Raw genomic sequence first — 25,299 nt, forward strand, 5'->3', positions numbered from 1 at the left:
CGTCACCCGCGCGCGAGAGACCTCACGGGCACCGCCGGATCCGCGAGGGCCTCCGGGTCCACCCGGATTGCGCGGTCGATGATCCGCCGCGCCGCCTTCACGGCCATCGGATCGTCCACGGACGCGGCCCCGCGCATCGTGCCGTCCGCGGCGAGCGCGAAGCTCGCCACCGTCCGGCCCCGCACCTCGCGGTGGACGTGCCGGCCGCCGTCGGGAAGCGCCATGTCCCCCACGGCCTCGACGTGCGCGCCGTGCCGGTCCGACCAGAACCACGGCGCGCCGGGCGCGGCCGGCTCCTCGCCCATCAGGGCCGCGGCGGCCGCGACGCCCGCCTGCATGGCCGGCTCCCAGTGCCGCGACGCGGGCCAGGCCGAGTCCCGCAGCCGCGCGACGTCGCCGACGGCGAGGATCCCCGGCACGGACGTCCGGCCCGCGGCGTCCACCAGCACGCCGTCCGCGGTCTCGATCCCGGCCTTCTCGGCGAGTGCGGTCTCCGGGACGGTGCCCGTGGCCAGCACGACGACGTCGGCGTCCACGGTGCGGCCGTCCTCGAGATGGACGCGGTGGGCGGTGGGGAGTCCGCCGCCGGGATCGTCCACCGCCTCGTCCGCGTGCTCGATCCGCGCGACGCGCCCGACCTCCAGCTCGACCCCGTTCTCGGCGTGCATGCGGTGCAGGCGCGCGGTGATCGCCGGTCCGACGGCGGTCAGTGAGGGCGTCTCGGTGCTCGTCACGAGCGTGACGTCGGCGAAGGCGGCGCGGGCCGACGACGCGGCCTCGGCGCCCGTGAAGCCTCCGCCGATCACCGCCACGCGCGCCCCGAAGTGCAGCCGGGCCACGAGGGCGTCCGCGTCGGCGCGGGTGCGCAGGGTGATCAGCCGCGCATCGTCGGCGCCGGGCACCGCCAGCGGGCGCACCCGACCGCCCGTCGCGAGGACCACGACGTCCGCCTCCCGGGCCTCCCCCGTGTTCAGCCGCACGCGGTGCCGCGCGTCCGCACCGCCGGGCTCGAGCGCCTCAGCCCGCGCGGTCACGACCTCCACTCCGTGCTCGGCGAACCACGACGGCGGGGCGAGGAGCAGCCGGGGCCCGTCCGTCTCCCCGGTCAGGTAGTCCTTGGACAGCGGCGGTCGGTCGTAGGGCAGGCCCTCGGGGTCCGCGATCGTCAGCGCGCCCGCGAAACCGCGACGGCGCAGCTCGCGCACCAGAGAGAACCCGGCCAGCCCGCCGCCGAGCACGAGCACGGAGGCGGAAGCCCCGCCGGGAGCCCCGCCGTCGTCCGCCACAGGCACGAGGCCCGCGCTCATTCGCCCGGCGTCAGGTAGAGCTGACCGTCCCGCGCCTCCACCGCATGCGTGCCGACCGGCTTCGTGGCCGGCAGGCACAGCGCCTCGCCGGACCTGAGGCAGAACTCGGCGGAGTGCAGCGGGCACTCGACCTTCGTCCCCTCGAGCCACCCCTCGGCCAGGGATGCGTCCTCGTGGGTGCAGGTGTCGTCGATCGCGTAGAACGCGCCGTCCTCGGCGTGGAACACCGCGACGTCGTCGCGCGTGCCCGCCGTCTGCGCCGGGATCACGCGGGACTCGCCCTCCGGGATGTCCGCCGCCGCGCCGATGTGGATGGGCTCCGCCATGTGCTGCCTCCGTGCTCCGCCGGCGCTCGCCGGCTCCTTCAGGGTCTGCACGCCACGGTATCGCGCGGGCGTCAGAGGACCTCGACAGCGCGCACCGTCCCGTCCGCGCAGCGCCTCGAGCGGGGCGGGGGCGGCGGCCATGTCCTCGTCCGAACGGACGGGGACGTTCAGGAGCACCCAGAGCAGCGCCGTCGTGACCAGGATGATCGAGGTGACCTTGCGCAGGCAGCCCTTCGCCGAGGCCCACATGGAGGTGAGCACGGTGCGGGCACGCGCATCGCGATCAGCAGCACGTAGACCGGCAGGCTCGGCCGGTCACGTCGCGCTCGCGCAGCGCGCGGGTCACGGGGAGAAGGAGGGCCATGGGGTCCGCGCCTGGGGTGCCGTGCCCCGGACCGGCGGTCCGGGACGCTCGGTGCCGTCACCGGAATTGCGTCTGACGGGCGTGAGCTACGGGGGGCCTTACTCCCCTCGGCGGCGACGCGCACCTCCCCCGATCGACTCAGGACCGGAACGCGCGCGCCACCTCGAGGAAGCGGTCGTTGGCCTCGACCTCACCCATCGTGACGCGGACGCCCTCGCCCGCGAACGCCCGCACCGAGAGCGCTCGGGCCTGGGCTGCCTCGGCGAACGCGGCGGTCTGATCACCCAGCGGCAGCCACACGAAGTTGGCCTGGGTCTCGGGCACGTCCCAGCCGGCCTCCTGCAGCGCGGCGACGACGCGCACGCGCTCGTCCACCACGGTCTGCACGTGGCCGAGGACCTCGTCCAGGTGCTCGAGCGAGGCGACGGCGGCCTGCTCGGCGAGCGTGGAGACGGCGAAGGGCACGGCCACCGTGCGCAGCGCGGAGGTGATCTCCGGGTGGGACACGGAGTAGCCGACACGGAGGTTGGCCAGGCCGTGGGCCTTGGAGAAGGTGCGCAGCACCACCACGTTGCGGTGCTTCCGGTACATCTCCAGGCCCTTGACGGCGTCCTCGTCCCGGATGAACTCCACGTAGGCCTCGTCGATCACCACGAGGATGTGGGAGGGCACCTTCGCCAGGAAGTCCTCCACCTCGGCCGTGGTGAGCGCCGGGCCGGTGGGGTTGTTCGGGGTGCACAGCAGGATCACGCGCGTGCGGTCCGTGATGGCGTCCAGCATGGCCGGCAGGTCGTGTCGGTGGTCCGCGGTGAGCGGCACCATGACGTCCTTCGCGCCGGCGCTGCGGGCCACGATCGGGTAGGCCTCGAAGGAGCGCCACGCGAAGATCACCTCGTCCGGCTCGGTGCCCTCCCCCTCGCCCGCGAAGGCGGTGATGATCTGGGACAGCGCGCCCAGCGAGCCGGCGCCGGTGACGATGTCCTCGGCCGGGACGTCCAGGTGGGGGGCCAGCTTCTCACGCAGCTCCGTGGCGAGCGGGTCCGGGTAGCGGCACAGCAGGCTCGGGGCGCCCTCGACGCCGGTCACGATCTCGTGCACGCGCTCCACGACGCCCGGCACCGGGGCGAACGGGTTCTCGTTCGAGGAGAGCTTGTAGGGGGCGAGTCCGGGGACGGCCACGGGCGGCTTGCCGGCCGCGTACGGCGGCAGCTTGCCGACCTTGGCGTGGGCGCGGACGACGGCGGGGCTGGGCTGAGCGGAGTCGGTCATGTGGCACAGGATACGGCGGTGACGAGGCTCTCAGCCGTCGCCGAGGGCGGCCGCCACCCGCTGAGCGGCGGCGGACAGGCGGGCCCCGATCGCCTCGAGGTCCTCCGCCCGGGTCGCGAAGACGACGGCGAGCGCCGCCGGGAACTGGCCCCGCACCGCGAGCGGCACGGCCACCGAGGACACGCCGGTGATCACCTCGTCGCGGCTCGAGGCCCAGCCGCGCGCGCGGGCGCCGGCGACCTCCGGACGTTCGGCGCCGTCGTCGTGCGGGCCCACCCCCTGCCCGCCCTCGGCGCGGCGGTCGCGCTGGGCGGCCCACTCCGCCTCCGGCATGGCGGCCGCGAGGGCGATGCCCGGCGCGCCGACCCCCAGCGGGTGGCGCGTGCCCGGCCGCTGGGTCACGAGGTTGCCGCGCGGGGGCTCCACCGTGGCGAGGGTGAGGCAGTCCGCGCCGTCCCAGACCACGAGGAAGGCGGTCATGTGGAGGTCGGCCGAGACGGAGGTGAGCTCGGGCAGGGCCGCGGCGCGCAGGTCCGGCTCCACCCGGCCCGCAAGCACCGCGAGGCCCGGGGCGACGAGGACGCGGCCGGCGTCGTCCCGGCGCAGGAGGCCGTGCTCCTCGAAGGTGCGGAGCATGCGGTAGGCCACCGAGCGGTGGACGCCGAGGCCCTCTGCGAGCTCGGCGATGGTGGGCGGCGTGGGCGCCTCGGCCACGGCCTCGAGCATCGTGAGCGCACGGGAGAGGGTCTGCGACGGCGCCTCGGCGCGCACGGGGCGGGAGCGGGACGTCTCGGGGGGCATCGTGCGCTCCTTCGCTCAACGGGGCCGGGCGGAACGGGGTGGACGGACCGCGCCGGGGCACACCGGACGGCGTGTGGGCGCCCCCACGCGGGGTTGTGAAGCCGGTCACGCCCGCGTACAGTCTGCCACAGGCGTGTTCCCTCTGGGAACGACGCGTTCTCTGAGCGAACAGGCGCCGGGTGCCATCCTCGGCCGCAGCGAAAGGTCTCCCATGCTGTTCCACCACCACGGCTACGTCTCCACCGATCCCCGCGTCCAGCCCGCCGCCGGCACGGGCCTCACCCGCCCCGCCGAGCTGCCGGACGAGATGGACGTGCTGATCGTCGGCACGGGCCCCGCCGGCATGATCGCCGCGGCCCAGCTCGCGATGTTCCCGGACGTCCACGCCCGCATCATCGAGCGCCGCCCGCACCGCCTCGAGATCGGCCAGGCCGACGGCATCCAGGCCCGCTCCGTGGAGACCTTCCAGGCGTTCGGATTCGCGAACCAGATCATCGACGAGGCCTTCGACCTCACCTCGATGGCCTTCTGGAACCCGGACCCCGAGAACCCGGCGGACATCGTCCGCACCCAGCTCGCCGAGGACGACCCGGAGGGCGTCTCCGAGTTCCCGCACCTGATCGTGAACCAGGCGCGCATCCTGGACTGGTTCGCCGAGTTCATGATGAACGCCCCGGCCCGCATGGCCCCTGACTACGGCTGGGCCTTCGAGTCCCTCGACGACTCCGGCACCGGCGCGCACCCCGTCTCCGTGACCCTGCGCCGCACGATGGACGCCGAGGGCAACGCTCTGGAGAACCCGGAGGACGGCGAGCTGCGCACCGTGCGCGCGACGTACGTGGTGGGCGCGGACGGCGCCGCCTCGCGCGTGCGCAAGGCGATCGGCCACTCCCTCTCCGGCGACGCCGCCAACCACGCGTGGGGCGTCATGGACGTCCTCGCGGACACCGACTTCCCGGACATCCGCACGAAGTGCTCGATCCACTCGCAGGCCGGCTCGATCCTCCACATCCCCCGCGAGGGCGGGCACCTGTTCCGCATGTACGTGGACCTGGGGGTGGTGCCGGAGGGCGACGGCCACACCATCCGCAAGACCCCGCTCGAGGAGGTCATCAAGCGCGCCCAGGCGATCCTCCACCCCTACCGCCTCGACGTGAAGGAGACCGCCTGGCACTCGGTGTACGAGGTCGGCCACCGCCTGACCTCGGGCTTCGACAACCGCGAGCGCGTGGGCCAGCCCACCGTGTTCCTGCTCGGCGACGCCTGCCACACCCACTCCGCGAAGGCCGGCCAGGGCATGAATGTGTCCATGCAGGACGGCTGGAACCTGGGCTGGAAGCTCGGCCACGTCCTCTCCGGCCGCGCACCCCAGGAGCTGCTCGCCACCTACGCGGACGAGCGCAAGGACATCGCCAAGAACCTGATCGACTTCGACAAGGAGTGGTCCACGCTCATGGCGAAGCCCGTCTCCGAGCTGGGTGATCCGAACTACGTGGCGGAGTTCTACACGAAGACCGCTGAGTTCCCTGCGGGCTTCATGACCCAGTACCAGCCGTCCATGCTGACCTCGGGCACCGCGCACCAGGACCTGGCATCCGGCTTCCCTGTGGGCAAGCGCTTCAAGTCCGCCCTCGTGGAGCGCTCATGCGACACCAACGTGAAGCACCTGGGCCACCTGCACCGCGCGGACGGCCGCTGGCGCGTCTACGTGTTCGCGGACTCCGCGTCCCCCCGTTCAGCGGACTCGCAGGCGGCCGCCTGGGCCCGGGCGATCGCGGAGGACCCGCAGTCCTTCCGCAACCGCTTCACCCCGCCCGGCGCGCCCGAGGACACCGTGTTCGACGTCAAGGTCGTGTACCAGCAGCAGCAGTCCGAGTTCGACTGGACCGACGCGCCCGCCGTGTTCGTGCCGACCACGGGCCCGCTCGGCCTGCGGGACCTGAACAACGTGTTCGCCACGTGCCGGCCCAAGCACGGCGAGGACGTCTTCGAGGCGCGCGGCATCAGCCGCGACGGCGCCGTCGTGGTCGTCCGCCCGGACCACTACGTGTCCGGCGTCTTCCCGCTGGACGCCCCCGCGATGGTGAACGAGTTCTTCGCGGGCGTGCTGTCCGACCGGGCCTGACCCGACCGGCTCAGCGGCTGCGCGGCGTGCGGGCGATCTCCTCGGGCGCCTGGCTGACCACCCCCGCCCGACGCCGCGCGTCGGCGCCCTCGACGCCCCGCCGCAGGCGCACCGTCCGGCTGGAGAGCACGGCGCCCGTGGCCAGCCCGGCGAGCGCGGCGTGCACGCCGGCCACCTCGGCGCGAGCGGCGGGGTCGGCGGCCTCGAAGTCCTCGATCATGCGGGTGTAGTCCCCGAGCGCGTGGGCACGGTCCAGGTCAGTCCCGACGGCCTCCGCATCCTGTCCCAGGCGCGAGGCGAGCCCGGGCAGGTCGTGGGGGTCCAGCCGGTCCGGCCCCAGCCGCTCGAGCCCGTCCTCCCATCCCGCCTCGGACGAGGTCCCGGGGGCGAGCAGCGCGGGTGCCTCGTCCGGCCCCTCGGGGTGGAAGGTGACGGTGGCCCGCTGGAGGCCGAGGGGGTTCGGGCCGCCGTCGGCCGCGGTGTAGAGGTCACGGTCCGTGGCGAACTCGAGGATCGGCACACCGGCCGGCGCGGACTGGTTCCCGTTCGGCGCACCCACGGTCATGACGCCGCGCACCGAGTAGGCCTGGGAGAATCCGGGATCGTCCGCGAGGTTGACCGCGTGCACGCCGCCCTGGCTGTACCCGGCCAGCAGGAGGTCGGCGCCCGTCGGCACGCCCGCCGCCGCGAGGGCCTGCGCGATGCCGGACGCCGTCCGGCGCGAGTCGTTCCCCAGCGCGTCGAGGTTGCCCCCACCGTCCGCCCAGTTGTCCGAGCGATGCTGCGGCAGCAGCCCCTCCTGGGTGCCCGGCAGGCCCACGAGCCACACGTCCGCGCCGTCCGCGCCGCGGATCCGGGTGACGGTCACCGCGCCCTCGCCGTCGCTGTGCCGCGGGATGAGGTGCGCGACCTCGGACAGGTGGCCGGTGAGACGCCGGGGCGCCTCGAGGTGGTCCACAGGCTCCCCGGCGACCTCGAGGGGATCGGCGTTCGTGGGGTCCAGGAGCGGGTAGACCTCGGCGATGAGCCGCCACGCGGCCGCGGGCGTGAGGCGCAGGCTGGGGTCGATGTCCCCCAGGCGGTCCGCCGCCCACTCGAGCTCACCGCCCAGCTCCCCCACGGCGCACTGCCCCGCCACCCAGTCCCGCACGGGCCCGCCGAATCCACCGATGGCCGCGATGCCCCCGTCCACCGCCGTCCCCACGGGGAGGCCGAGCAGCTGGGCCAGGAGCGCCTCCCCCACGACCTCCGTGCCTGCACGCACGAGGAACTCCGCCTCCTCGACGGACAGGCCGTCCGCCGCCCGCGCCTCGAGCGCGGCTCCCAGCACGGCCGCCCGCGGGTCCTCCGCGTCCATGACGCCGGCCGCCCCCTGCTCGGCCCGGCGGTACGCCTCCGCAGCCCGCCGCAGGTCCTCCCGGTTGCGGGCGAGCGCGTCCGTCAGGCCCTGGAGACGGCGGGCGCCCTCGCGCAGCGCCTCCCGCAGGCGGGCCGCCGCGCCCGGGCCGGAGGCGGCCCGGTCCACGAGAGACGCCGCGTGCTCGGCGTGGAACACCAGGACGCGGGTGACGTCCGCGGCCTCGCGGAACCGCTCGGCGGCCGCGTCGATGCCGTCCAGGTCCGCGTAGACGGACCCCGGACCGCCCTGGGTGCTGAAGCGGACCACGTCTCCCACGCCGCTCACACCCCCGCCACGCTCAGCAGTGCGGCCCGGGCGGACTCCTCCACCTGGCGGATCCGCTGCTCGGCGGCGAGCCGGGCGTCCTCAGCCTCCCGCTCGGCCGCGGCGAGCAGGGCCAGCCACTCCTCGGCGGAGGCGACGAGCGCCCCCGCCTCGGCCAGCAGCGCCTCGGCCCGGGCCAGGTGCTCCCGCGCCGCGCTCGACCGCCACTCCACCTCTAGGGTCGCGCGGATGATCCCCTGCGCCGCCAGGAGCTCCCGGAGCAGCCCCCGGAGGGGATCCCACGCCGCGCGCAGCACCGTAGCGGCCCCCAGCGCGTCCTCGAGATCGTCCTGCGCGCCGCTGAAGCGACCGGCGAGGGACGCGACGACGTCGTCCAGGCCCACGGCGCCCACGGCGCGCAGCAGCGGGACCGGGGAGGGAGGGAGGAGGGGCGCGGAGGTCAGCTCGGCGACGGGCATGGCCCCACGGTAGGGAGGGCGCCCGGCCACGTTCCCCGGGCGAGGGGCCGGCCGGGGACGGGGGCCCGTGCGTCGTGACCTGTGCAGGAGGAGCCGGCGGGCGGGGGTGTTGACCGAGGTCACACCCTGGCCTATCCTGAACGAGCGGTCAGTAATTCGGTGCGCCCCGGTGCGCCCTGACCACGGAACCAGCCCGCACTCAGCGTGAGGTGATCCCCATGACGCAGACCAGCTCCCCCCAGCACCTGGCCTCCGTCCCGTCCCCCGAGGATGCGGCCGGCCAGGAGAACTTCGATCGCCTGATCGCGGAGGACTCGCGCATCGAGCCCCGCGACTGGATGCCCGAGGCGTACCGCAAGTCCCTGACCCGTCAGGTCTCCCAGCACGCGCACTCCGAGATCATCGGCATGCAGCCGGAGGCCAACTGGATCACCCGCGCCCCCTCCCTGAAGCGCAAGGCCATCCTCATGGCCAAGGTGCAGGACGAGGCCGGCCACGGCCTGTACCTGTACTCGGCCGCCGAGACCCTCGGCACCCCGCGCGACGTGCTCAACCAGCAGCTGATCACCGGCCGCGCCAAGTACTCCTCGATCTTCAACTACCCGGCCCGCACGTGGGCGGACATGGGCGCGATCGGCTGGCTCGTGGACGGCGCCGCGATCTGCAACCAGGTGCCGCTGTGCCGCGCCTCCTACGGCCCGTACGGCCGCGCGATGGTGCGCATCTGCAAGGAGGAGTCCTTCCACCAGCGCCAGGGCTGGGAGATCCTCTTCGAGCTCTCGAACGGCACCCCGGAGCAGAAGCAGATGGCCCAGGACGCGGTGGACCGCACCTACGGCCCTGCCCTGCAGATGTTCGGCCCGCCGGACGCCGACTCCCCGAACTCCCAGCAGTCGATGGCGTGGAAGGTCAAGCGCTTCTCCAACGACGACCTGCGCCAGCGCTTCGTGGACATGATCGTCCCGCAGGCCGAGGCCCTCGGGCTGACCCTGCCGGACCCGGACCTGAAGTGGAACGAGGAGCGCGGCCACTACGACTACGGCCAGCTGGACTGGGAGGAGTTCAACGCCGTGATCAAGGGCAACGGCCCCATGAACACGCAGCGCCTGGCCCGCCGCATCCAGGCCCACGAGGACGGCGCCTGGGTCCGCGAGGCCGCCGCCGCCTACGCCCGCCGCCAGGCCGAGCAGCACGCCGCGGCCGACACCCAGCTGATCGGAGCCTGATCCATGACCGAGAACACCTCCGCCTCGAACGAGTGGCCCCTCTGGGAGGTCTTCGTCCGCGCGAACCGCGGCCTCTCCCACGTGCACGCGGGCTCGCTGCACGCCCCGGATGCCACCATGGCGCTGCGCAACGGCCGTGACCTCTACACGCGCCGCAACGAGGGCACCTCCGTGTGGGTCGTCCCCGCGGACGCGATCGCGGCCTCGGACCCGGACTCCAAGGGCGGCTTCTTCGAGTCCGCCCAGGGCAAGTCCTACCGCCACGCCACCTACTACCAGAAGTCCGAGGGGGTGCCCCACCTGTGAGCTTCGCGACCAACGACTCCGCCACGAAGCACTCCGCCGGCGTCGCCATCACCGCGGAGGAGATCTCCTCCGGTGAGCAGAAGGCCTCGGACGAGGTGGCCCGCTACGCCGTGTACCTGGGCGACGACTCGCTCATGCTCGGCCAGCGCCTCTCCTGGTGGATCTCCCGCGCCCCGGAGCTCGAGGAGGACATCGCCCTCGGCAACATCGCCCTGGACCTCGTCGGCCATGCCCGCTTCCTCCTCTCCTACGCCGGCACGGCGTGGGGGAAGAGCGAGGACGACCTGGCCTACTTCCGCGACGAGGAGGAGTTCCGCTCCGTCCGCCTCGTGGAGGCCGAGAACGGCGACTTCGCCAAGACCATCGCGCGTCAGCTGTACTTCTCCTTCTACGCGTACGAGCTCTACTCGCGCCTGAAGGAGTCCACGGACGCCACCCTGGCCGCCATCGCGGACAAGGCGCTCAAGGAGGTCCTGTACCACCAGGACCACGCCGCCGAGTGGCTCAACCGCCTGGGCCTCGGCACCGAGGAGTCGGCGCGCCGCATGCAGCGCGGCCTGGACGAGCTGTGGCCCTACGTGCCCGAGCTCTTCCACGACGACGACCTCACCCGCTCGCTCGCGGAGGAGGGCGTCGCGGTGCTCCCCTCCTCCCTCGAGGAGCCGACGATGTCCCGCCTGACGTCCGCCATCACGGCGGCCGGCCTGCAGGTCCCCGCGACGGGCACCGCCCGCGGCGGCGACCGCTCCGGTGAGATGAGCGAGCACCGCGGCTACATCCTGGCCGAGATGCAGTCCCTGGCCCGCCGTCACCCGGGGGCCACCTGGTGACCACCGCCAGCGAGCTGCGCCCCGCCGACCCCGCCGACGCGCGGGTCTGGGACGCGGCCTCCACCGTGCACGACCCGGAGATCCCCGTGCTGTCCATCGCGGACCTGGGGATCCTCCGGGACGCGCACGCGGAGGGCGAGAAGGCCGTCGTCGTCATCACCCCCACGTACTCCGGCTGCCCCGCGATGGAGACCATCTCCACGGACGTGACCCGCGCGCTCACCCGCGCCGGGTTCGCGGACGCGGAGGTGCGGCTGGTCCTCCAGCCGGCGTGGACCACGGACTGGATGACGGACGAGGGCAAGGCCAAGCTCAACGAGTACGGGATCGCCCCGCCGTCGGCGCGCGCCGACGGCGGCCCCGTGCGGATCGGGCTGACCGTCAAGTGCCCCCGCTGCCACTCCCTGAACACCCGCGAGATCACCCGCTTCGGCTCCACCTCGTGCAAGGCGCTGTACACCTGCAACGAGTGCCTCGAGCCCTTCGACTACTTCAAGGTGCACTGATGACCGAGACCACCGCCGCCCCCGCCGCCGGCAAGCGCCGCGCCGCCTTCAACACCCTCGAGGTGACCGAGCTGCGCAGGCTCACCGAGGACTCCGTGGAGGTCACCTTCACGGTGCCCGAGGAGCTCGCGGACGACTACGACTACGTGCCGGGCCAGTACGTCGCCCTGCGCAAGGAGCTGGAGGGGCAGGAGGTCCGCCGCTCGTACTCCATCTGCGCCGTCCCGACGCGCGGCGAGATCCGCGTGGCCGTGAAGAAGGACTTCGGCGGCCGGTTCTCCACCTGGGCGAACGAGCAGCTGCAGGTGGGCGAGAAGATCGACGTGATGAACCCGCAGGGCGCGTTCACCTCGCGCTCGCACATCACCTCGCTCAACGACGCCGAGAAGGTGGCCGCGGAGCAGGTGGCCAAGAAGGGCAATGCCCACCTCGTGGCGTTCGCCGCGGGCTCGGGCATCACGCCCATCATGGCGATCGCGAAGGCCGTGCTGGCCGCATCGGAGACCTCGCGCTTCGACCTGGTCTACGCGAACCGCTCGGCCATGGACGTGATGTTCGCCGAGGAGCTCGGCGACCTCAAGGACAAGTACCCCGCCCGCTTCTCCGTGCACCACGTGCTCTCCCGCGAGCAGCGCGTCTCCCCGCTGCTCTCCGGCCGCATCGACGCCGAGAAGCTCGAGACCCTGCTCAACCAGGTGATCGACGTGGACGGCACCGACGAGTGGTTCCTCTGCGGGCCGTTCGAGCTCGTGCAGCTCATGCGCGACACGCTCGCGAAGCGCGGCGTGTCCGAGGACGACATCCGCTTCGAGCTGTTCACCACCGGCAAGCCGGAGAACCCGCAGGGCCAGTCCGGCCGCGTGGTCGAGGTGGACCCCTCGGGCAAGAACGTCACCATCGAGTTCAACCTCGACGGCCTCACCGCCAAGGTGGAGTCCCCGGCCTCTGCGCACGAGACGATCCTGAACGCCGCCCTGCGCGTGCGCTCGGACGTCCCGTTCGCGTGCGCCGGCGGCGTGTGCGGCACCTGCCGCGCCAAGGTCACCGACGGCACGTACGAGATGGGCGAGAACTACGCCCTCGAGAGGGACGAGGTCGACGCCGGCTACGTCCTCACGTGCCAGACCCGCCCCACCTCGAACGCCATCACCGTCGACTTCGACGCCTGATCCGCGCCCGCCCCGCCTGAGCCAGACCGAGCCGCCCGAAGGAGCCCCCGTGATCCAGCTGAGCATCGCCGACGGCGTCGCCGAGATCGTCCTCGACGCGCCCCAGAAGATGAACGCCCTCGACGAGGCCGCCCTGGCCGAGCTCGGCGAGGCCTATGCGGAGGCCGCGGCCGGCGTCGAGACCGGCGAGGTCCGCGCCGTGCTGCTGCGCGGCGAGGGGCGCGGGTTCTGCGCGGGCCGGGACATCTCCCACGTCACGCCCGCCGACGACGACGCCACCGCGTACCTGCGGGACAGGGTCACCCCCGTGCTGCGGACGATGTCGGAGATCCCGGTGCCGACGTTCGCGGCCGTGCAGGGCGCGTGCCTCGGCGTGGGACTCGGCCTCGCGATCGCCACCGACGTGGTCTACGTGGCCGAGAACGCCAAGATCGGCTCGCCGTTCGCCAACCTCGGCGCCACCCTGGACTCGGGTGGCCACTGGCTGTTCACCGAGCGCCTGGGCGCGCACCGCACGCTCGACCTCATCTACACCGCCGAGCTGATCTCGGGGGCCGAGGCCGTGCAGGCGGGCCTGTTCTCCCGCGCGGTCCCGGCCGAGGAGCTGCTGGAGTTCACCCGTGCCAAGGCCGCCCAGGTGGCCTCCGGCGCGACGCTGGCCTTCCGCGCGTCGAAGGAGTTGGTCCGCCAGATCCGTGACGAGCGCGTCGGCCTGTGGGAGTCCCTCGACGCGGAGAACGTGGCGCAGGGCGACCTGTGCGGCACCGCCGACTACGCGGAGGGCTTCGAGGCCTTCCAGGAGAAGCGCAAGCCGGAGTTCACCGGCCGCGGCTGAGCCCTCCGTCCTCCAAGGCCCCCGCGACACCCAGACCACGACGCCGCCGGCCCCCTCCGCGAGAGGGGGCGGGTGGCGCCGTCGAGCGGGCCGTGGGGGACGTCACAATCACGACATCCCTCGAGGGCGTGGCGCGAGTCACACCACATCGTATACGGTGACCTGTGTCACTTCCCGACCGAACGGTCGGGCACATGCGTCTCTCGCCGTCTCGCACCGCAGGCCGCAGCCCCTCACCCCAGGAGCACCCATGAGCCATACCGTCGCCTCCCCAGCCGCCCCGGCCGCCCGCGACCCCCGCGAGGAGCGCAAGGTCCTCGCGGGCACCCTCGTCGGCACCACCATCGAGTGGTACGACTTCTTCATCTTCGCCCAGGCCACCGCACTGGTCTTCGCCACCCTGTTCTTCGCCCCGATGGGCTCGACCGGCTCGCAGATCGCCGCCTGGGTCACCCTCGGCATCTCGTTCCTCGTGCGCCCCCTCGGCGCCATCATCGCGGGCCACCTCGGCGACAAGTTCGGTCGCAAGATCGTCCTGTCCTTCACCCTGATCGGCATGGGCGTGGCCACCACGCTCATCGGCGTCCTGCCCACCTACGCCCAGATCGGCGTGTGGGCCCCCATCCTTCTCGTGCTGCTGCGCCTCCTCCAGGGCTTCTCGGCCGGCGGCGAGTGGGGCGGCGCGGCCCTCCTGGCCGTCGAGCATGCCCCCAAGGGCAAGCGCGGCCTCTTCGGCGCGGCCCCCCAGGTCGGCGTGCCGCTCGGCATGATCCTGGCGACCGGCGTGCTCTTCTTGGTGCGCTCCAACATGACCGAGGAGGCCTTCCTCACCTGGGGCTGGCGCATCCCCTTCCTGATCTCGATCATCCTGATCGTGGTCGGCTACTTCATCCGCAAGGCCGTGGAGGAGTCCCCGGTCTTCAAGGAGATGCAGCAGCTCAAGGCCAAGGAGTCCGCCCCCCTGGGCGAACTGTTCCGCGGCCACACCAAGGAGGTCCTCCTCGCTGCCGTGATCTTCGCGGCCAACAACGGCGTGGGCTACCTGCTGATCGCCTGGTTCTCCAAGTACGGCGGCCCCAAGGGCCTCGGCATGACCTCCGCCGAGGTGCTGACCGCGAGCCTCGTGGGCGGCCTCGGCTGGTTCATCTTCACCCTGTTCGGCGGCTGGATCTCCGACAAGATCGGCCGCAAGACCACCTTCGTCATCGGCTACGCCATCCTGATCGCCTGGGCGTTCCCTATGTTCAGCCTGCTGAACACGGCCTCCCTGCCGCTCTTCGCCCTGGCGCTCTTCGTGCTGACGATGGGCCTCGGCCCCTCGTACGGCCCGCAGTCCGCCATGTACGCCGAGATGTTCCCGGCTCGCGTCCGCTTCTCGGGCGTCTCCATCGGATACGCCCTCGGCACCATCATCGGCGGCGCCTTCGCCCCGCTGATCGCCGATCTCCTCGTCAAGAACGGCTGGGAGTACGTCGCCTGGTACATCGTGGGCATCTCCGCGATCTCCCTGATCGCCGTCCTCCTGGTGCCCAAGGGCATCCAGGACCGCGAGCTGCACGACGAGGCCGTGCTGGCCACCCGCTCCACCCCCGTGGTCCCCACCTGATCAGCCTCCGCTGACGGGCTTCGCCCGCCACGCACGACGACGGCGCCCCCTCCTTCGCGGGAGGGGGCGCCGTCGCGCCCGGGGCCGGGAAGGCGGGCGCGAGGACGATACTGGGGGCATGACGACGCCCCGACCCCGTGCCGAGTTCCCCATCGCCGAGATGGCTCCGGCGGGCATCCCACGCCTCACGAAGTCCCTGCTGATCCCCCGGCCCATCGCCTGGGTGGGCACCCGCTCCGCGGACGGTGTGGACAACCTCGCGCCCCACTCCTTCTTCACGATGGTCTCCAACGTCCCGCCGATCCTCGTGTTCGCCTCCACCGGCCGCAAGGACACGCTGGCCAACATCGACGCCACGGGCGAGTTCACCGTCTCGCTCGTCAGCCGCGCCCAGGCCGAGGCGGCCAACGGGACCTCGGCGCCCTACGACCCTGAGGTGGACGAGTTCGCCGTGATCGGACTGGAGAAGGAGCCCAGCGCCGCCGTCGCGCCGCCGCGCGTGGCCGGCGCGCCGGGGGTGTTCGAGTGCGTGCGGGAGCAGGTCGTCCCGGCCGGCGACGGCTTCACCGTGTTCGGCCGCGTGGTCCACGTGGCCGTCGCCGAAGACGTCCTCGTGGAGGACGAGCACGGGCATCGGCTCCCCGACGCCCACCTCCTCGACCCCGTGACCCGGCTCGGCCGGGACGAGTGGGGCTCCCTCGGCGAGGTCTTCTCCCTGCAACGGCCCCAGGCCAGCTGACGACGCCCCCTGGTTGACCCCCGTCACACCGGGCCGGGATACTGAATCCTGAACGCACGGTCGGTAATTCGGCGCGCCGCGTCGCCGCCATCCGTCGACGTGCACGCCCGCAACGCAAGGAGACCCCGCATGTCCACCCCTTCCCAGGCCCTGCTCGTCGGAGGTCGCCGCACCCCGGTCGGCCGCTACGGCGGCGCCCTCTCCTCCGTGCGCCCGGACGACCTGGCCGCGCTGACCATCAAGGCCGTGATCGAGGACGCCGGCATCGACCCGGCCGTGGTGGACGAGGTCATCCTCGGCAACGCGAACGGCGCCGGCGAGGAGAACCGCAACGTCGCCCGCATGGCCTGGCTGCTGGCCGGCTTCCCGGACACCGTCCCGGGCATCACCGTGAACCGCCTCTGCGCCTCGGGCATGTCTGCCATCGGCATCGCCACCGCCATGGTGCGCTCCGGCATGGCCGACGTCGTCGTGGCCGGCGGCGTGGAGTCCATGTCCCGAGCCCCCTGGGTCATGGAGAAGCCGACCACCGCGTTCGCCAAGCCCGGCGCGGCGTTCGACACCTCGATCGGCTGGCGCTTCGTGAACCCGCGCTTCGCCTCAGGCGAGTTCGGGGACAAGTTCGTGTTCTCCATGCCGGAGACCGCCGAGGAGGTCGCCGAGGTGGACGGCATCACCCGCGAGGACGCGGACGCCTTCGCCGCCCGGTCCCACGAGAAGGCGCTCGCCGCGATCGAGGCCGGCCGCCTGGCGCCCGAGATCGTCCCCGTGACGGTGAAGGGCCGCAAGGGCGCCGGGACGGTCGTCGACACGGACGAGGGCCCCCGCCCCGGCTCCACCCCCGAGGTCCTCGCCGGCCTGCGTCCCATCATCAAGCCCGGGGGCGTCGTCACTGCCGGCAACTCCTCCTCCCTGAACGACGGCGCCTCCGCGATCCTCGTCGTCTCCGAGCGGGCCGCCCAGAAGTACGGCCTGACCCCGCGGGCCCGCGTCGTGGAGTCCACCTCGGCGGGCCTGGCTCCCGAGATCATGGGCCTGGGCCCCGTCCCGGCCACCGAGAAGGCCCTCGAGCGCTCCGGCTGGTCCGTGGCGGATCTGGGCGCCGTCGAGCTCAACGAGGCCTTCGCCACCCAGTCCCTGGCCTCGATGCGTCGCCTCGGCCTGGACCCGGAGACCGTCAACGCCGACGGCGGCGCGATCGCCCTGGGCCATCCGCTGGGCTCCTCGGGGTCGCGCCTCGTGGTCACGCTGCTCGGTCGGATGGAGCGCGAGGGCGCGGACAGGGGCCTGGCCACGATGTGCGTGGGCGTGGGCCAGGGCTCCGCGATGCTCGTGGAGAAGGTGTGAGCATGGCCGAGACCCGCGAGACCCCTCAGGCCGAAGCGGATCCCGACGTCGTGGGCCCGCGCCTGGCCGCGGCGGACTTCACCGCCCTGCGGATCGAGGAGCGCGAGGACCGGCTCCACGCGCGCATGGACCGCCCCGCGGTGCGCAACGCGATCGACGCGACCATGGTGGACGAGTTCCACGCGGTGTGCGCACACCTCGAGCAGAACCCCAAGATCCTCATCATCTCGGGCACGCAGGTGGAGTCGAAGAAGGCCCCCGGCACGTTCTCGGGCATCTTCGCGTCCGGCGCGGACATCGGCCAGCTGCGCGAGCGGCGCCGCAACGACGCCCTGCGCGGCGTGAACTCGCAGGTGTTCGACCGCATCCACCGCCTGCCGATGCCCGTCATCGCCGCGATCGACGGCTTCGCCCTGGGCGGCGGCGCCGAGCTCGCGTACGCGGCGGACTTCCGCATCGCCACGCCCTCCCTGAAGATGGGCCAGCCGGAGACCGGCCTCGGCATCACGGCTGCCGCGGGCGCGCAGTGGCGCCTCAAGGAGCTCGTCGGCGAGCCGGTGGCCCTCGAGCTGCTGCTGGCCGGCCGCATCCTGGACGCCCAGGAGGCCCTGGACCTCACGCTCGTCACCGAGCTGCACGAGCCGGACCACCTGGAGGACGCCGCCCACGCCCTGGCGGACCGCATCGCGCAGCAGGACCCCCTGGCGGTGCGCCTGTCCAAGCGCGTGTTCCACCTGCCCCGCGAGGCCCACCCCCACGTGGACGAGATCGCGCAGGCCATCCTGTTCGAGTCCGAGGCCAAGTTCGAGCGCATGCAGGCGTTCCTGGACCGCAAGAAGAAGTGAGGACTTCCATGACCGAGACCCAGAACACCCCTGACACCTCCCGCGCGTCCGTGCCCGACGTCGTCGGCGTCCTCGGCGGCGGCCGCATGGGCGGCGGCATCGCCCACGCCTTCCTCACCTCCGGTGCCGCCGAGGTGATCGTGGTGGAGCGCGACGCGCAGTCGGCCGAGGCAGCCAAGGAGCGGATCGAGGCGGACCTCGCGAAGTCCCTCGAGCGCGGCCAGCTGGACGGCAACCTGGACGTGTGGGCCGAGCGCCTCACGATCTCCCTGGACCGCGCCGACTTCGCCCGCTGCGGGCTCGTGGTGGAGGCCGTCTTCGAGGACATGCAGGTCAAGATCGACGCCCTCACCGACGTCGAGAAGCACCTGGCCGAGGACGCGTGGCTCGCCACGAACACCTCCTCGCTGTCCGTGGACGAGATCGCCCGCCACCTGCAGCGCCCCGAGCGCTTCTGCGGCCTGCACTACTTCAACCCGGTTCCGGCCTCGAAGCTCGTGGAGGTCGTCATCGGCGAGCAGACCGGCGAGGAGCTCACGGCCCTCTCCACCGCGTGGGTGCGCGGCCTGGGCAAGACCCCGGTCGTGGTGAAGGACGCGCCCGGCTTCGCGTCGTCGCGCCTCGGCGTGGCCATCGCGCTCGAGGCCATCCGCATGGTCGAGGAGGGCGTGGCCTCCCCCGAGGACATCGACGCCGCCATGGTGCTCGGCTACAAGTTCCCCGTCGGCCCGCTCGCGCTGACGGACATCGTGGGCCTGGACGTGCGCCTTGGAATCGCCGAGTACCTCGAGTCCCAGCTCGGCGAGCGCTTCGCCCCGCCGCAGCTCATGCGGGACATGGTGGCCCGCGGCGAGCTCGGCCGGAAGTCCGGCAAGGGCTTCTTCGACTACCGCTGAGCGCCGCCGGGGCGGATCGGCCGGGCCTGGCCCGGCGCTCCCGCCCCCGCAGACGACGACGGCCCCCACCGGTTCGGTGGGGGCCGTCCTCGTGCGCGGCGCGGGCCGCGTCAGGTGAGGTCAGGCGGCGTGCGTGCAGGTGGCGCAGGTGCAGTCCTGGCAGGTGCACGTGGCGCAGGAGCAGGCGGTGCCCTCCGCGCAGTGGGTGCAGGAGCAGGTGTCGCACTCCTCGACGTGGTCGCCGTGCACGTGGTGCAGGTGGCCGTCGTGCTTGTAGTCCACGTGGTCGCCGTGCTCGACGGGCTCGTGGCCGCAGGACGGTCCGTGCGCGTGGTCGTGCTCGGGGTGGACGGCGTGGGTGGTGTGGTCAGTGGTCGTCATGGTGAGCCTCCTCGGCTGCGTGGTGGACCGCGTCCCGCACGATGTGGGACACGTGGTCGTCGGTGAGCGAGTAGGTGCGGGTCTTGCCGTTCAGCTCTGATCGCACGAGGCCGCTCATCCTGAGGACGCGCAGATGCTGGGACATCAGCGTGTGCGTGACCCCCGCGTCGTCGGCCAGCGCGGAGACGCTCGCGGGCGCCTGCGCCATCCGCACCAGCGCGGCGACGCGCACGGGGGAGGCGAGGACTTTGAACAGCTCCGCTGCCTGGACGATCTGGGGGTTCACGTTCTTCAGCATACCTGCACAGGTCTTCATGTGTGCACCCGTCGCGCGCCCCGTGCGGTCGCCGCGCCTAGACTCGGCCCCGGCTCCCGCCCGCCCCGCTCCCGCCTGTCCCGCCCGGCCCGCCCGCACCGCTCCCGCCTGTCCTGCCCGTCTTACCCGCCCCCGGAGGACGCATGCCCCCGCACCCCGCCCGCCGTCGTGATCGGCCCTTCATCTTCTCGCACGCGTGGTCGGTGCCGCTGCCGGCCGCCGAGGCGATGGACCTGCTGGGCGACCCGCTGCGCTACCCCGAGTGGTGGCCGGCCATCCCGGCCGCGTGGGACGTCACGGACCGCACGCGCGGCGACGTCGTCCCCGGCGGCGTCGGCGAGCGCGCGGGGATCCGCCTGATCGGCTTCGTCCCCGTGCGCCTGACCATGGAGCGCGTGGTGGACGACCGCGCGCGCGGCGTCCTGCTCGCGCGCCTCGAGGGGGACCTGGAGGGCACGGTGCGCGTCGAGGTCCACGACGACGGCGTCCGCCCCGGCACGCGCTGCACCGTGGCGTGGCACCAGGAGGTGGTCCTGGGCACCCCGTGGATGCGCGCCGTCGCCGCGGTGCCGGGCGCGCGGGCGGCGATGCGCGCCAGCCATGCGACGGCGATGCGCGCAGGCCGGCGGTCGCTGGGTGCGGTGTCCCTGCCGGCGGGGTGAGACGCCGCCCGGTCCACCGGACCCTCGAACCCCCGCGCAGGCGTCGACCCTCTCGTCCCGCCCCTCCCCCCGCGCCAGGCGACGGCCCCCACCGAACCAGGGGGGGGCCGTCGTCGTGCGTGGGGCGGGTGTCAGCCGAGCAGGGCCGCCATCTGCTTGGCGATCATGTCCGTGGCGCGCTTCGGGGACAGGCGGGAGATGCGGTCCATGGTGGTGGAGTCCTTGCCGGCGGTGACGCGGTAGGCGCCCTTCTCCACCGCGTTCTCCACGATGATGCGGGCCGCCTCCTGCGGGGTGATGGTCTGGGGCTCGGCCTGCTTCTTGCCCTTGCCGTCCGTGGGCTTCGCGGCTCCCGCACCCGGGGTGGGCGAGCCCGCCGCGGCCTCGGTGGCCACCTGCTCAGGCGGTGCGCCCGCGCCACCGGGAGCCGTCACGCCGGAGTTCTCGGTGATGGAGGTGGAGACGCCGCCGGGGAAGACGACGGAGACGTCCACCTTCGTGTCGCGCAGCTCGGCGTAGAGGCCCTCGGTCAGCAGCTTCACGGCGGCCTTGGACGCACCGTAGAGGGTCTGGCCGGGCACAGGGACGAAGCCGCCCATGGAGGAGACGTTCACGACGCTGCCGGCCGGGCGGGCCAGCAGATGCGGCAGGAACGCGTGGCAGGTGTTCACGGTGCCCCAGAAGTTCACCTCCATCACCCGACGCATCTCCTTCTCGTCGAGCTCCTTGAACGTCACGAACTTCTGGATGATGCCGGCCACGTTGACCAGGCCGTCCACCTGGCCGTGCGCGGCGAGGACCTGCTCGGGCAGGGCCCCGACGCCGTCGTGGTCGGTGATGTCGAGCGGGTGGGCGGTGAAGCGGTCGCGGGCGCCGGCGAGGCGGGCGGTCTCCTCGAGGGACTCGGCGCGCAGATCGACGCCGGCCACGCGGCCTCCGCGGCGCAGCAGCTCGAGCGTCACCTCGCGTCCGATGCCGTTGCCCGCTCCGGTAACGACGAAGACCTTGTCCGTGATCTGCATGGGGCACTCCTTCGGTGGGGGCGTCCGGGGGTGTCCCTGCGCCTCACCGCCCACGCTTCCGCAGACCGCCGCGCGCGGCAAGGGGGCCGCGGGTCAGGGATGCACAGCCGGGGCCCAGCGGGCGAGGGACCGGCGTCGAGGGCCGGAGCCTCCCGCTCAGAGCTCGGCCTGCGCCTCGTCCCAGCCACGGGAGAGCGGGGGACGCGCGACGCCGTCGAGCAGCGCCTCCGCGGGGTCGGAGCCGAGCTCCTTGATGCGGTTGGCCTCGTCCACGTGGACGACGCGTGGCTTGAAGGAGCGCGCCTCGGCGTCGTCCATCTGCGCGTAGGCCATGAGGATCACGATGTCGCCGGGGTGCACGAGGTGGGCGGCCGCGCCGTTGATGCCGATGACGCCGGAGCCGCGCTCGCCCGCGATCGTGTAGGTCTCGAGGCGGGCGCCGTTGGTGACGTCCACGATGCTCACGAGCTCGCCCGGGAGGATCTGGGCGGCGTCGAGGAGGTCCTGGTCCACGGTCACGGACCCCACGTAGTGCAGGTCCGCCTGGGTCACGGTGGCCCGGTGGATCTTGGCGTGGAACATGGTGCGCAGCATGCGGTGAGGAGCTCTCCAGGTGGGGGCGGGGTGTGTCCCAGGGACGGGGACGAGTCTACGCGGGGTCTGCGCGGCGGCCGATGAGTCGTCCGGACGGGGCGGGGCAGTGGGGCGGTGGGGCGAAGCGCGGAGGCAGTCGTACACGCCGCTACGTGAATCGGTAGCGGCGTGTACGACTGCCTCCCGGGATGTGGTCACCGCGCGCCCCCTCCCACGGGCGATCGCCGGGCGAGGTGTCCCCGCAGCTGCCACAGGAACGTCTCCAGATGCGCCGGCCGGAAGACGTCCGCCGTCACGCGGATCACCTCCCACCCGTCCGCCCTCAGGTTGGCGTCCCTCTCGACGTCCTCCCGCCACTGACGCTGATCCGTGCGGTGCTGGTCGCCGTCGTACTCCACGATCACCTTCGCATCGAGCCAGGCCAGGTCCACGCGCAGCCACTGCCCCGTGGACAGGACGATGCGCGGATTCACCTCAGGCTCGTCGACGCCGGCCAGGACGACGGCCACCCGGAGGCGGCTCTCCTGGGGCGAGCCGGATCCCGAGCGGACGAGGTCGAGCGCCTCGCGCGCCGCGCGGATGCCCTTGACCCGCGGCCGACTCGCCACGCCCTCCCTCAGCTCCACCAGCGTGCCCACGCCGGGCGGCAGCTCACGACGGCGGCGTTCCGAGTGAGCCACCCTCACGATGCTGTCCCCCAGCGCGACGAGGGCGTCCAGCTGCGCTCCACCCTTCGCGAGGTCCACGAACGTCCACGGGGAGGTGGTCACGCGGACGCCGTCGACGACCCGCACCGGCGCGTCCGGCGGGAGCCGATGGCACCGCAGGCCCGGGCGCTGCGTGCCCCCGCCGTGATGCCGGGGCTCCGCGAGATGGATGACAGCGCCAGCCCCCAGCCGCCCGGTCAGCCACAGCCCGAGCACCCTCGCCGCCGTCGCATGGGTGAACACCCCCTCCGGGTGGAGGTCCTGCAGGGCGCGCAGCAGATCCAGCTGCGCAGGCTCCACCTCGCGCAGCCGCCACAGTCCGTACCCGAGCGAGACGAGGTCGCCGCGCCGCAGGCGGCTGGCCGACACCCCCGCCTCCTGCGCCGCCGGAGTGGAGAACACCGTGGGAGTGCGCTCTTCGTCGCTCAAGCCGCATCGCATGGGCGGCAGCGGGGCGGGGGCGCGGGGCATGCCCTGAGCGTGCCCGACGGAGGGGGCCCGTCGTCGTCGGGACGGCAGATCTGTGGAGAACGCCCGCACCCACCCCTCAGCGAGGCAGGCACACGCGCCGCTACGAATATGCGTAGCGGCGCGTGTGCCTGCCTTGGCGCATGGGCGGCGGCGGCCCGGGCGGCGACGGCCCGGGCGGCGACGGCGCCCCGGGTGGCAACCGCCCGCGCCGGCACCGCGTCACGACGACGACCGCATCACGACGACGACGGCGCCCCCGCCCCCTCCCGCGTGACGCGCGTCTCGGCTAGGCTCGAGCCCAATAACCGACCGATCGGTCGGGACCCATCCGCGCCCTCGACGTCAGGAGACCCACGTGACCGTCACCGCACCGTCCTCCGCCCCAGCCCTCCCCCAGATCCTGCCCAGCTACGTCCGCGGCGCCTGGTGGACCCCGGAGAACCCCTCCACGGTCACGCCCGTCGCGGACGCCAACACCGGCGAGCACCTCACGGACGTCTCCACCGACGGCCTCGACACCGCGGCGGCCATCGACTACGCCCGCTCCGTCGGCCAGAAGAGCCTCGGCGAGCGGACCATCCACGAGCGCGCCCTCAAGCTCAAGGAGCTCGCGCTCTACCTGAACTCTCGCATCCAGGAGCTCTACGACCTCTCCTTCGCGACGGGCTCCACGCAGCGCGACCACGCCTTCGACGTCGACGGCGGCATCGGCACGCTCTTCACCTTCTCCGGCAAGGGCCGCCGCGAGCTTCCGAACGCCAACGTGATCATCGACGGCGACGTCGAGCCGCTCTCCAAGGACGGCTCGTTCATCGGCGAACACGTCTACCAGCGCGTGCCCGGCGTCGCGGTGCAGATCAACGCGTTCAACTTCCCGGTGTGGGGCATGCTCGAGAAGTTCGCCCCCGCCTTCGTGGCCGGCGTCCCCACGATCGTGAAGCCGGCCACCCCCACGGCCTACGTCACGCAGAAGTGCGTGGAGCTCATGGTGGACTCCGGCATCCTCCCCGATGGCTCGATCCAGCTCATCGCCGGCTCGGCTCGGGACCTCCTGGACCACCTCGACTACCGCGACCACGTGGCCTTCACCGGCTCCACCCACACCGCCCAGACCCTGCGCAAGCACCCCAACGTGATCGACGGCGGCGTGCGCTTCACCGGCGAGACCGACTCCCTCAACGCGGCCATCCTCGGACCGGACGCCACCCCGGACACCCCGGAGTTCGAGGCGTTCGTCAAGGTGGTCTTCCAGGAGATGACGGTCAAGGCCGGCCAGAAGTGCACGGCCGTCCGCCGCGTGATCGTCCCCGCCGCCATGGCCGAGGCCGTCACCGCCGCCCTCACCGAGCGCCTCTCCGCGAAGGTGGTCCTCGGCGATCCCCGCAGCGAGGGCACCACCATGGGCGCGCTCGCCTCCAAGGAGCAGCAGTCCGAGGTCCGCAAGGCCGTGCAGCGCCTCGTCGACGCCGGCGGCCAGGTCCGCCTCGGCGGTCCTGACGGGGACACGGGCACCGCGGACGCCGAGGCCGGCGCGTTCTTCGCCCCCACCGTGCTCTCCTTCGCCGACGCCCGCACCCCCGAGGTGCACAGCGTCGAGGCGTTCGGCCCGGTCGCCTCGGTGCTGGGCTACGCCGACGTCGCCGACGCCGTCGAGCTGGCCGCGATGGGCCGCGGCTCGCTCGTGGCCACCGTGGCCACGAACGACGGCGAGACCGCCCGCGCGTTCGCCGCCGGGATCGGCGCGCACCACGGCCGCGTGCACGTCCTCAACCGCCAGACCGCCAAGACCACCACGGGCCACGGCGCCCCCGTGCCCGTGCTCGTGCACGGCGGCCCGGGCCGCGCCGGCGGCGGCGAGGAGCTCGGCGGGATCCGCGCCGTCAAGCACTACATGCAGCGCACCGCGATCCAGGGCTCCCCGGACATCCTCACCGCCATCACCGGCGTGTGGCACCCGGGTGCCGCGGCGGACACCGCCACCCGCGAGGACGTGGAGTCCGGTGCCAAGAAGCACCCGTTCTACAAGTCGCTCGAGGAGCTGAAGGTCGGCGACCAGTTCGCCTCCGGCCTGCGCACCGTGACCCTCGAGGAGATCACGGAGTTCGCTGAGAAGACCGGGGACAGGTTCTACGCGCACACGGACGAGGAGGCCGCCACGGCCAACCCGTTCTTCCCGCGCCGCGTGGCCCACGGCTACCTGCTGGTCTCCTGGGCCGCCGGCCTCTTCGTGGCCCCGGATCCGGGCCCGGTGCTCGCCAACTACGGCCTGGAGCACCTGCGCTTCATCACGCCCGTCACCTACGACGACGCCATCCGCGTCACCCTCACGGCCAAGAGGATCACCCCGCGTGTGACGGACGAGTACGGCGAGGTCGCCTGGGACTGCCGCCTGCACAACCAGAACGACGAGCTCTGCGCGCAGTACGACGTGCTGACGCTCGTCGCCAAGACCTGGCCGATGGTGGAGCAGCAGGACGCCGCGCCCCGGGCGTGAGTCGGCAGGCCCC

Annotated in this window: 25 protein-coding genes; 14 read left to right on the plus strand and 11 right to left on the minus strand. The window is 73.0% G+C overall.

What is annotated here, in order from left to right; genetic code table 11:
* Window positions 1-2 precede the first annotated feature (2 nt).
* The 4 genes from AAG742_RS10185 to AAG742_RS10200 all read right to left on the minus strand — a co-directional run bounded on the left by AAG742_RS10185 (window position 3) and on the right by AAG742_RS10200 (window position 4,067).
* Window positions 3-1,307, minus strand: coding sequence for an FAD-dependent oxidoreductase (locus AAG742_RS10185; protein WP_343282118.1), 1,305 nt, complete (start codon window positions 1,305-1,307; stop codon window positions 3-5).
* Window positions 1,304-1,633 (minus strand): bifunctional 3-phenylpropionate/cinnamic acid dioxygenase ferredoxin subunit, encoded by a 330-nt coding sequence (locus tag AAG742_RS10190; RefSeq protein ID WP_298712694.1) that lies wholly within the window; start codon window positions 1,631-1,633, stop codon window positions 1,304-1,306. The genes AAG742_RS10185 and AAG742_RS10190 overlap by 4 nt, the downstream gene beginning before the upstream one ends.
* A gap of 502 nt (window positions 1,634-2,135) precedes the next feature.
* The gene (locus AAG742_RS10195; protein WP_298712218.1) at window positions 2,136-3,266 is read right to left on the minus strand and encodes a histidinol-phosphate transaminase; all 1,131 of its coding nucleotides are present in this window, start codon (window positions 3,264-3,266) and stop codon (window positions 2,136-2,138) included.
* A gap of 30 nt (window positions 3,267-3,296) precedes the next feature.
* A complete protein-coding gene (locus AAG742_RS10200) occupies window positions 3,297-4,067 on the minus strand; it encodes an IclR family transcriptional regulator (RefSeq protein WP_343282119.1) in 771 nt (256 codons plus the stop codon).
* Between the two features lie 211 nt (window positions 4,068-4,278).
* Here AAG742_RS10200 and AAG742_RS10205 point away from each other — a divergent pair, with 211 nt between their 5' ends.
* Window positions 4,279-6,192, plus strand: coding sequence for an FAD-dependent monooxygenase (locus AAG742_RS10205; protein ID WP_343282120.1), 1,914 nt, complete (start codon window positions 4,279-4,281; stop codon window positions 6,190-6,192).
* Between the two features lie 10 nt (window positions 6,193-6,202).
* Here the strand turns inward: AAG742_RS10205 and AAG742_RS10210 are convergent, their stop codons facing one another.
* Window positions 6,203-7,876 carry a hypothetical protein gene (locus AAG742_RS10210; RefSeq protein ID WP_298712207.1) on the minus strand — a complete coding sequence of 558 codons (1,674 nt, stop codon included), beginning with the start codon at window positions 7,874-7,876 and terminating at the stop codon, window positions 6,203-6,205.
* Window positions 7,873-8,334 carry a hypothetical protein gene (locus AAG742_RS10215; protein WP_298712205.1) on the minus strand — a complete coding sequence of 154 codons (462 nt, stop codon included), beginning with the start codon at window positions 8,332-8,334 and terminating at the stop codon, window positions 7,873-7,875. Before AAG742_RS10215 ends, AAG742_RS10210 begins: the two co-directional genes overlap by 4 nt.
* Window positions 8,335-8,552: 218 nt before the next feature.
* Between AAG742_RS10215 and paaA the strand changes: the two genes are divergently transcribed.
* The 11 genes from paaA to AAG742_RS10270 all read left to right on the plus strand — a co-directional run bounded on the left by paaA (window position 8,553) and on the right by AAG742_RS10270 (window position 18,639).
* On the plus strand, window positions 8,553-9,560 hold the full coding sequence (gene paaA / locus AAG742_RS10220; RefSeq protein ID WP_343282121.1) for a 1,2-phenylacetyl-CoA epoxidase subunit PaaA: 1,008 nt from the start codon (window positions 8,553-8,555) through the stop codon (window positions 9,558-9,560).
* Between the two features lie 3 nt (window positions 9,561-9,563).
* On the plus strand, window positions 9,564-9,866 hold the full coding sequence (gene paaB, locus AAG742_RS10225) for a 1,2-phenylacetyl-CoA epoxidase subunit PaaB (protein WP_248117358.1): 303 nt from the start codon (window positions 9,564-9,566) through the stop codon (window positions 9,864-9,866).
* Entirely contained in the window at window positions 9,863-10,696 is an 834-nt protein-coding gene (gene paaC, locus AAG742_RS10230; protein ID WP_298985248.1) for a 1,2-phenylacetyl-CoA epoxidase subunit PaaC, read from the plus strand. Before paaB ends, paaC begins: the two co-directional genes overlap by 4 nt.
* Entirely contained in the window at window positions 10,693-11,202 is a 510-nt protein-coding gene (gene paaD, locus AAG742_RS10235; RefSeq protein WP_343282122.1) for a 1,2-phenylacetyl-CoA epoxidase subunit PaaD, read from the plus strand. The genes paaC and paaD overlap by 4 nt, the downstream gene beginning before the upstream one ends.
* Window positions 11,202-12,371 (plus strand): 1,2-phenylacetyl-CoA epoxidase subunit PaaE, encoded by a 1,170-nt coding sequence (paaE, locus tag AAG742_RS10240; protein ID WP_343282123.1) that lies wholly within the window; start codon window positions 11,202-11,204, stop codon window positions 12,369-12,371. The genes paaD and paaE overlap by 1 nt, the downstream gene beginning before the upstream one ends.
* A gap of 49 nt (window positions 12,372-12,420) precedes the next feature.
* Window positions 12,421-13,206: an enoyl-CoA hydratase-related protein gene (locus AAG742_RS10245; protein ID WP_343282124.1), complete on the plus strand. Its 786-nt coding sequence runs from the start codon at window positions 12,421-12,423 to the stop codon at window positions 13,204-13,206.
* Between the two features lie 250 nt (window positions 13,207-13,456).
* A complete protein-coding gene (locus tag AAG742_RS10250; RefSeq protein ID WP_343282125.1) occupies window positions 13,457-14,812 on the plus strand; it encodes an MFS transporter in 1,356 nt (451 codons plus the stop codon).
* A 118-nt stretch (window positions 14,813-14,930) separates the two neighbouring features.
* Window positions 14,931-15,551 carry a flavin reductase family protein gene (locus AAG742_RS10255; RefSeq protein ID WP_298712196.1) on the plus strand — a complete coding sequence of 207 codons (621 nt, stop codon included), beginning with the start codon at window positions 14,931-14,933 and terminating at the stop codon, window positions 15,549-15,551.
* Between the two features lie 129 nt (window positions 15,552-15,680).
* On the plus strand, window positions 15,681-16,898 hold the full coding sequence (locus AAG742_RS10260) for an acetyl-CoA C-acyltransferase (protein WP_343282126.1): 1,218 nt from the start codon (window positions 15,681-15,683) through the stop codon (window positions 16,896-16,898).
* 2 nt (window positions 16,899-16,900) lie between these two features.
* Complete coding sequence (locus AAG742_RS10265; protein WP_343282127.1) at window positions 16,901-17,743, plus strand: enoyl-CoA hydratase/isomerase family protein; 843 nt, start codon at window positions 16,901-16,903, stop codon at window positions 17,741-17,743.
* An 8-nt stretch (window positions 17,744-17,751) separates the two neighbouring features.
* Window positions 17,752-18,639, plus strand: coding sequence for a 3-hydroxyacyl-CoA dehydrogenase family protein (locus AAG742_RS10270; protein WP_343282128.1), 888 nt, complete (start codon window positions 17,752-17,754; stop codon window positions 18,637-18,639).
* A gap of 120 nt (window positions 18,640-18,759) precedes the next feature.
* Here the strand turns inward: AAG742_RS10270 and AAG742_RS10275 are convergent, their stop codons facing one another.
* Window positions 18,760-19,020, minus strand: coding sequence for a hypothetical protein (locus AAG742_RS10275; protein ID WP_298712188.1), 261 nt, complete (start codon window positions 19,018-19,020; stop codon window positions 18,760-18,762).
* Window positions 19,007-19,306 carry a metalloregulator ArsR/SmtB family transcription factor gene (locus AAG742_RS10280; RefSeq protein ID WP_298712184.1) on the minus strand — a complete coding sequence of 100 codons (300 nt, stop codon included), beginning with the start codon at window positions 19,304-19,306 and terminating at the stop codon, window positions 19,007-19,009. The genes AAG742_RS10275 and AAG742_RS10280 overlap by 14 nt, the downstream gene beginning before the upstream one ends.
* A gap of 173 nt (window positions 19,307-19,479) precedes the next feature.
* Between AAG742_RS10280 and AAG742_RS10285 the strand changes: the two genes are divergently transcribed.
* Window positions 19,480-19,998: an SRPBCC family protein gene (locus AAG742_RS10285; protein WP_298712182.1), complete on the plus strand. Its 519-nt coding sequence runs from the start codon at window positions 19,480-19,482 to the stop codon at window positions 19,996-19,998.
* Between the two features lie 131 nt (window positions 19,999-20,129).
* Here the strand turns inward: AAG742_RS10285 and AAG742_RS10290 are convergent, their stop codons facing one another.
* The 3 genes from AAG742_RS10290 to AAG742_RS10300 form a co-directional block, all read right to left on the minus strand.
* Window positions 20,130-21,020 (minus strand): SDR family NAD(P)-dependent oxidoreductase, encoded by an 891-nt coding sequence (locus tag AAG742_RS10290; protein WP_298712180.1) that lies wholly within the window; start codon window positions 21,018-21,020, stop codon window positions 20,130-20,132.
* 156 nt (window positions 21,021-21,176) lie between these two features.
* A complete protein-coding gene (panD, locus tag AAG742_RS10295) occupies window positions 21,177-21,614 on the minus strand; it encodes an aspartate 1-decarboxylase (protein ID WP_298712178.1) in 438 nt (145 codons plus the stop codon).
* 194 nt (window positions 21,615-21,808) lie between these two features.
* A complete protein-coding gene (locus AAG742_RS10300; protein WP_298712176.1) occupies window positions 21,809-22,792 on the minus strand; it encodes a DUF559 domain-containing protein in 984 nt (327 codons plus the stop codon).
* 355 nt (window positions 22,793-23,147) lie between these two features.
* Here AAG742_RS10300 and paaZ point away from each other — a divergent pair, with 355 nt between their 5' ends.
* A complete protein-coding gene (gene paaZ, locus AAG742_RS10305) occupies window positions 23,148-25,286 on the plus strand; it encodes a phenylacetic acid degradation bifunctional protein PaaZ (RefSeq protein WP_343282129.1) in 2,139 nt (712 codons plus the stop codon).
* The last annotated feature ends 13 nt before the right edge of the window (window positions 25,287-25,299 follow it).

It is taken from the genome of Micrococcus sp. 2A, assembly GCF_039519235.1.
In the GTDB taxonomy this organism is placed as follows: domain Bacteria; phylum Actinomycetota; class Actinomycetes; order Actinomycetales; family Micrococcaceae; genus Micrococcus.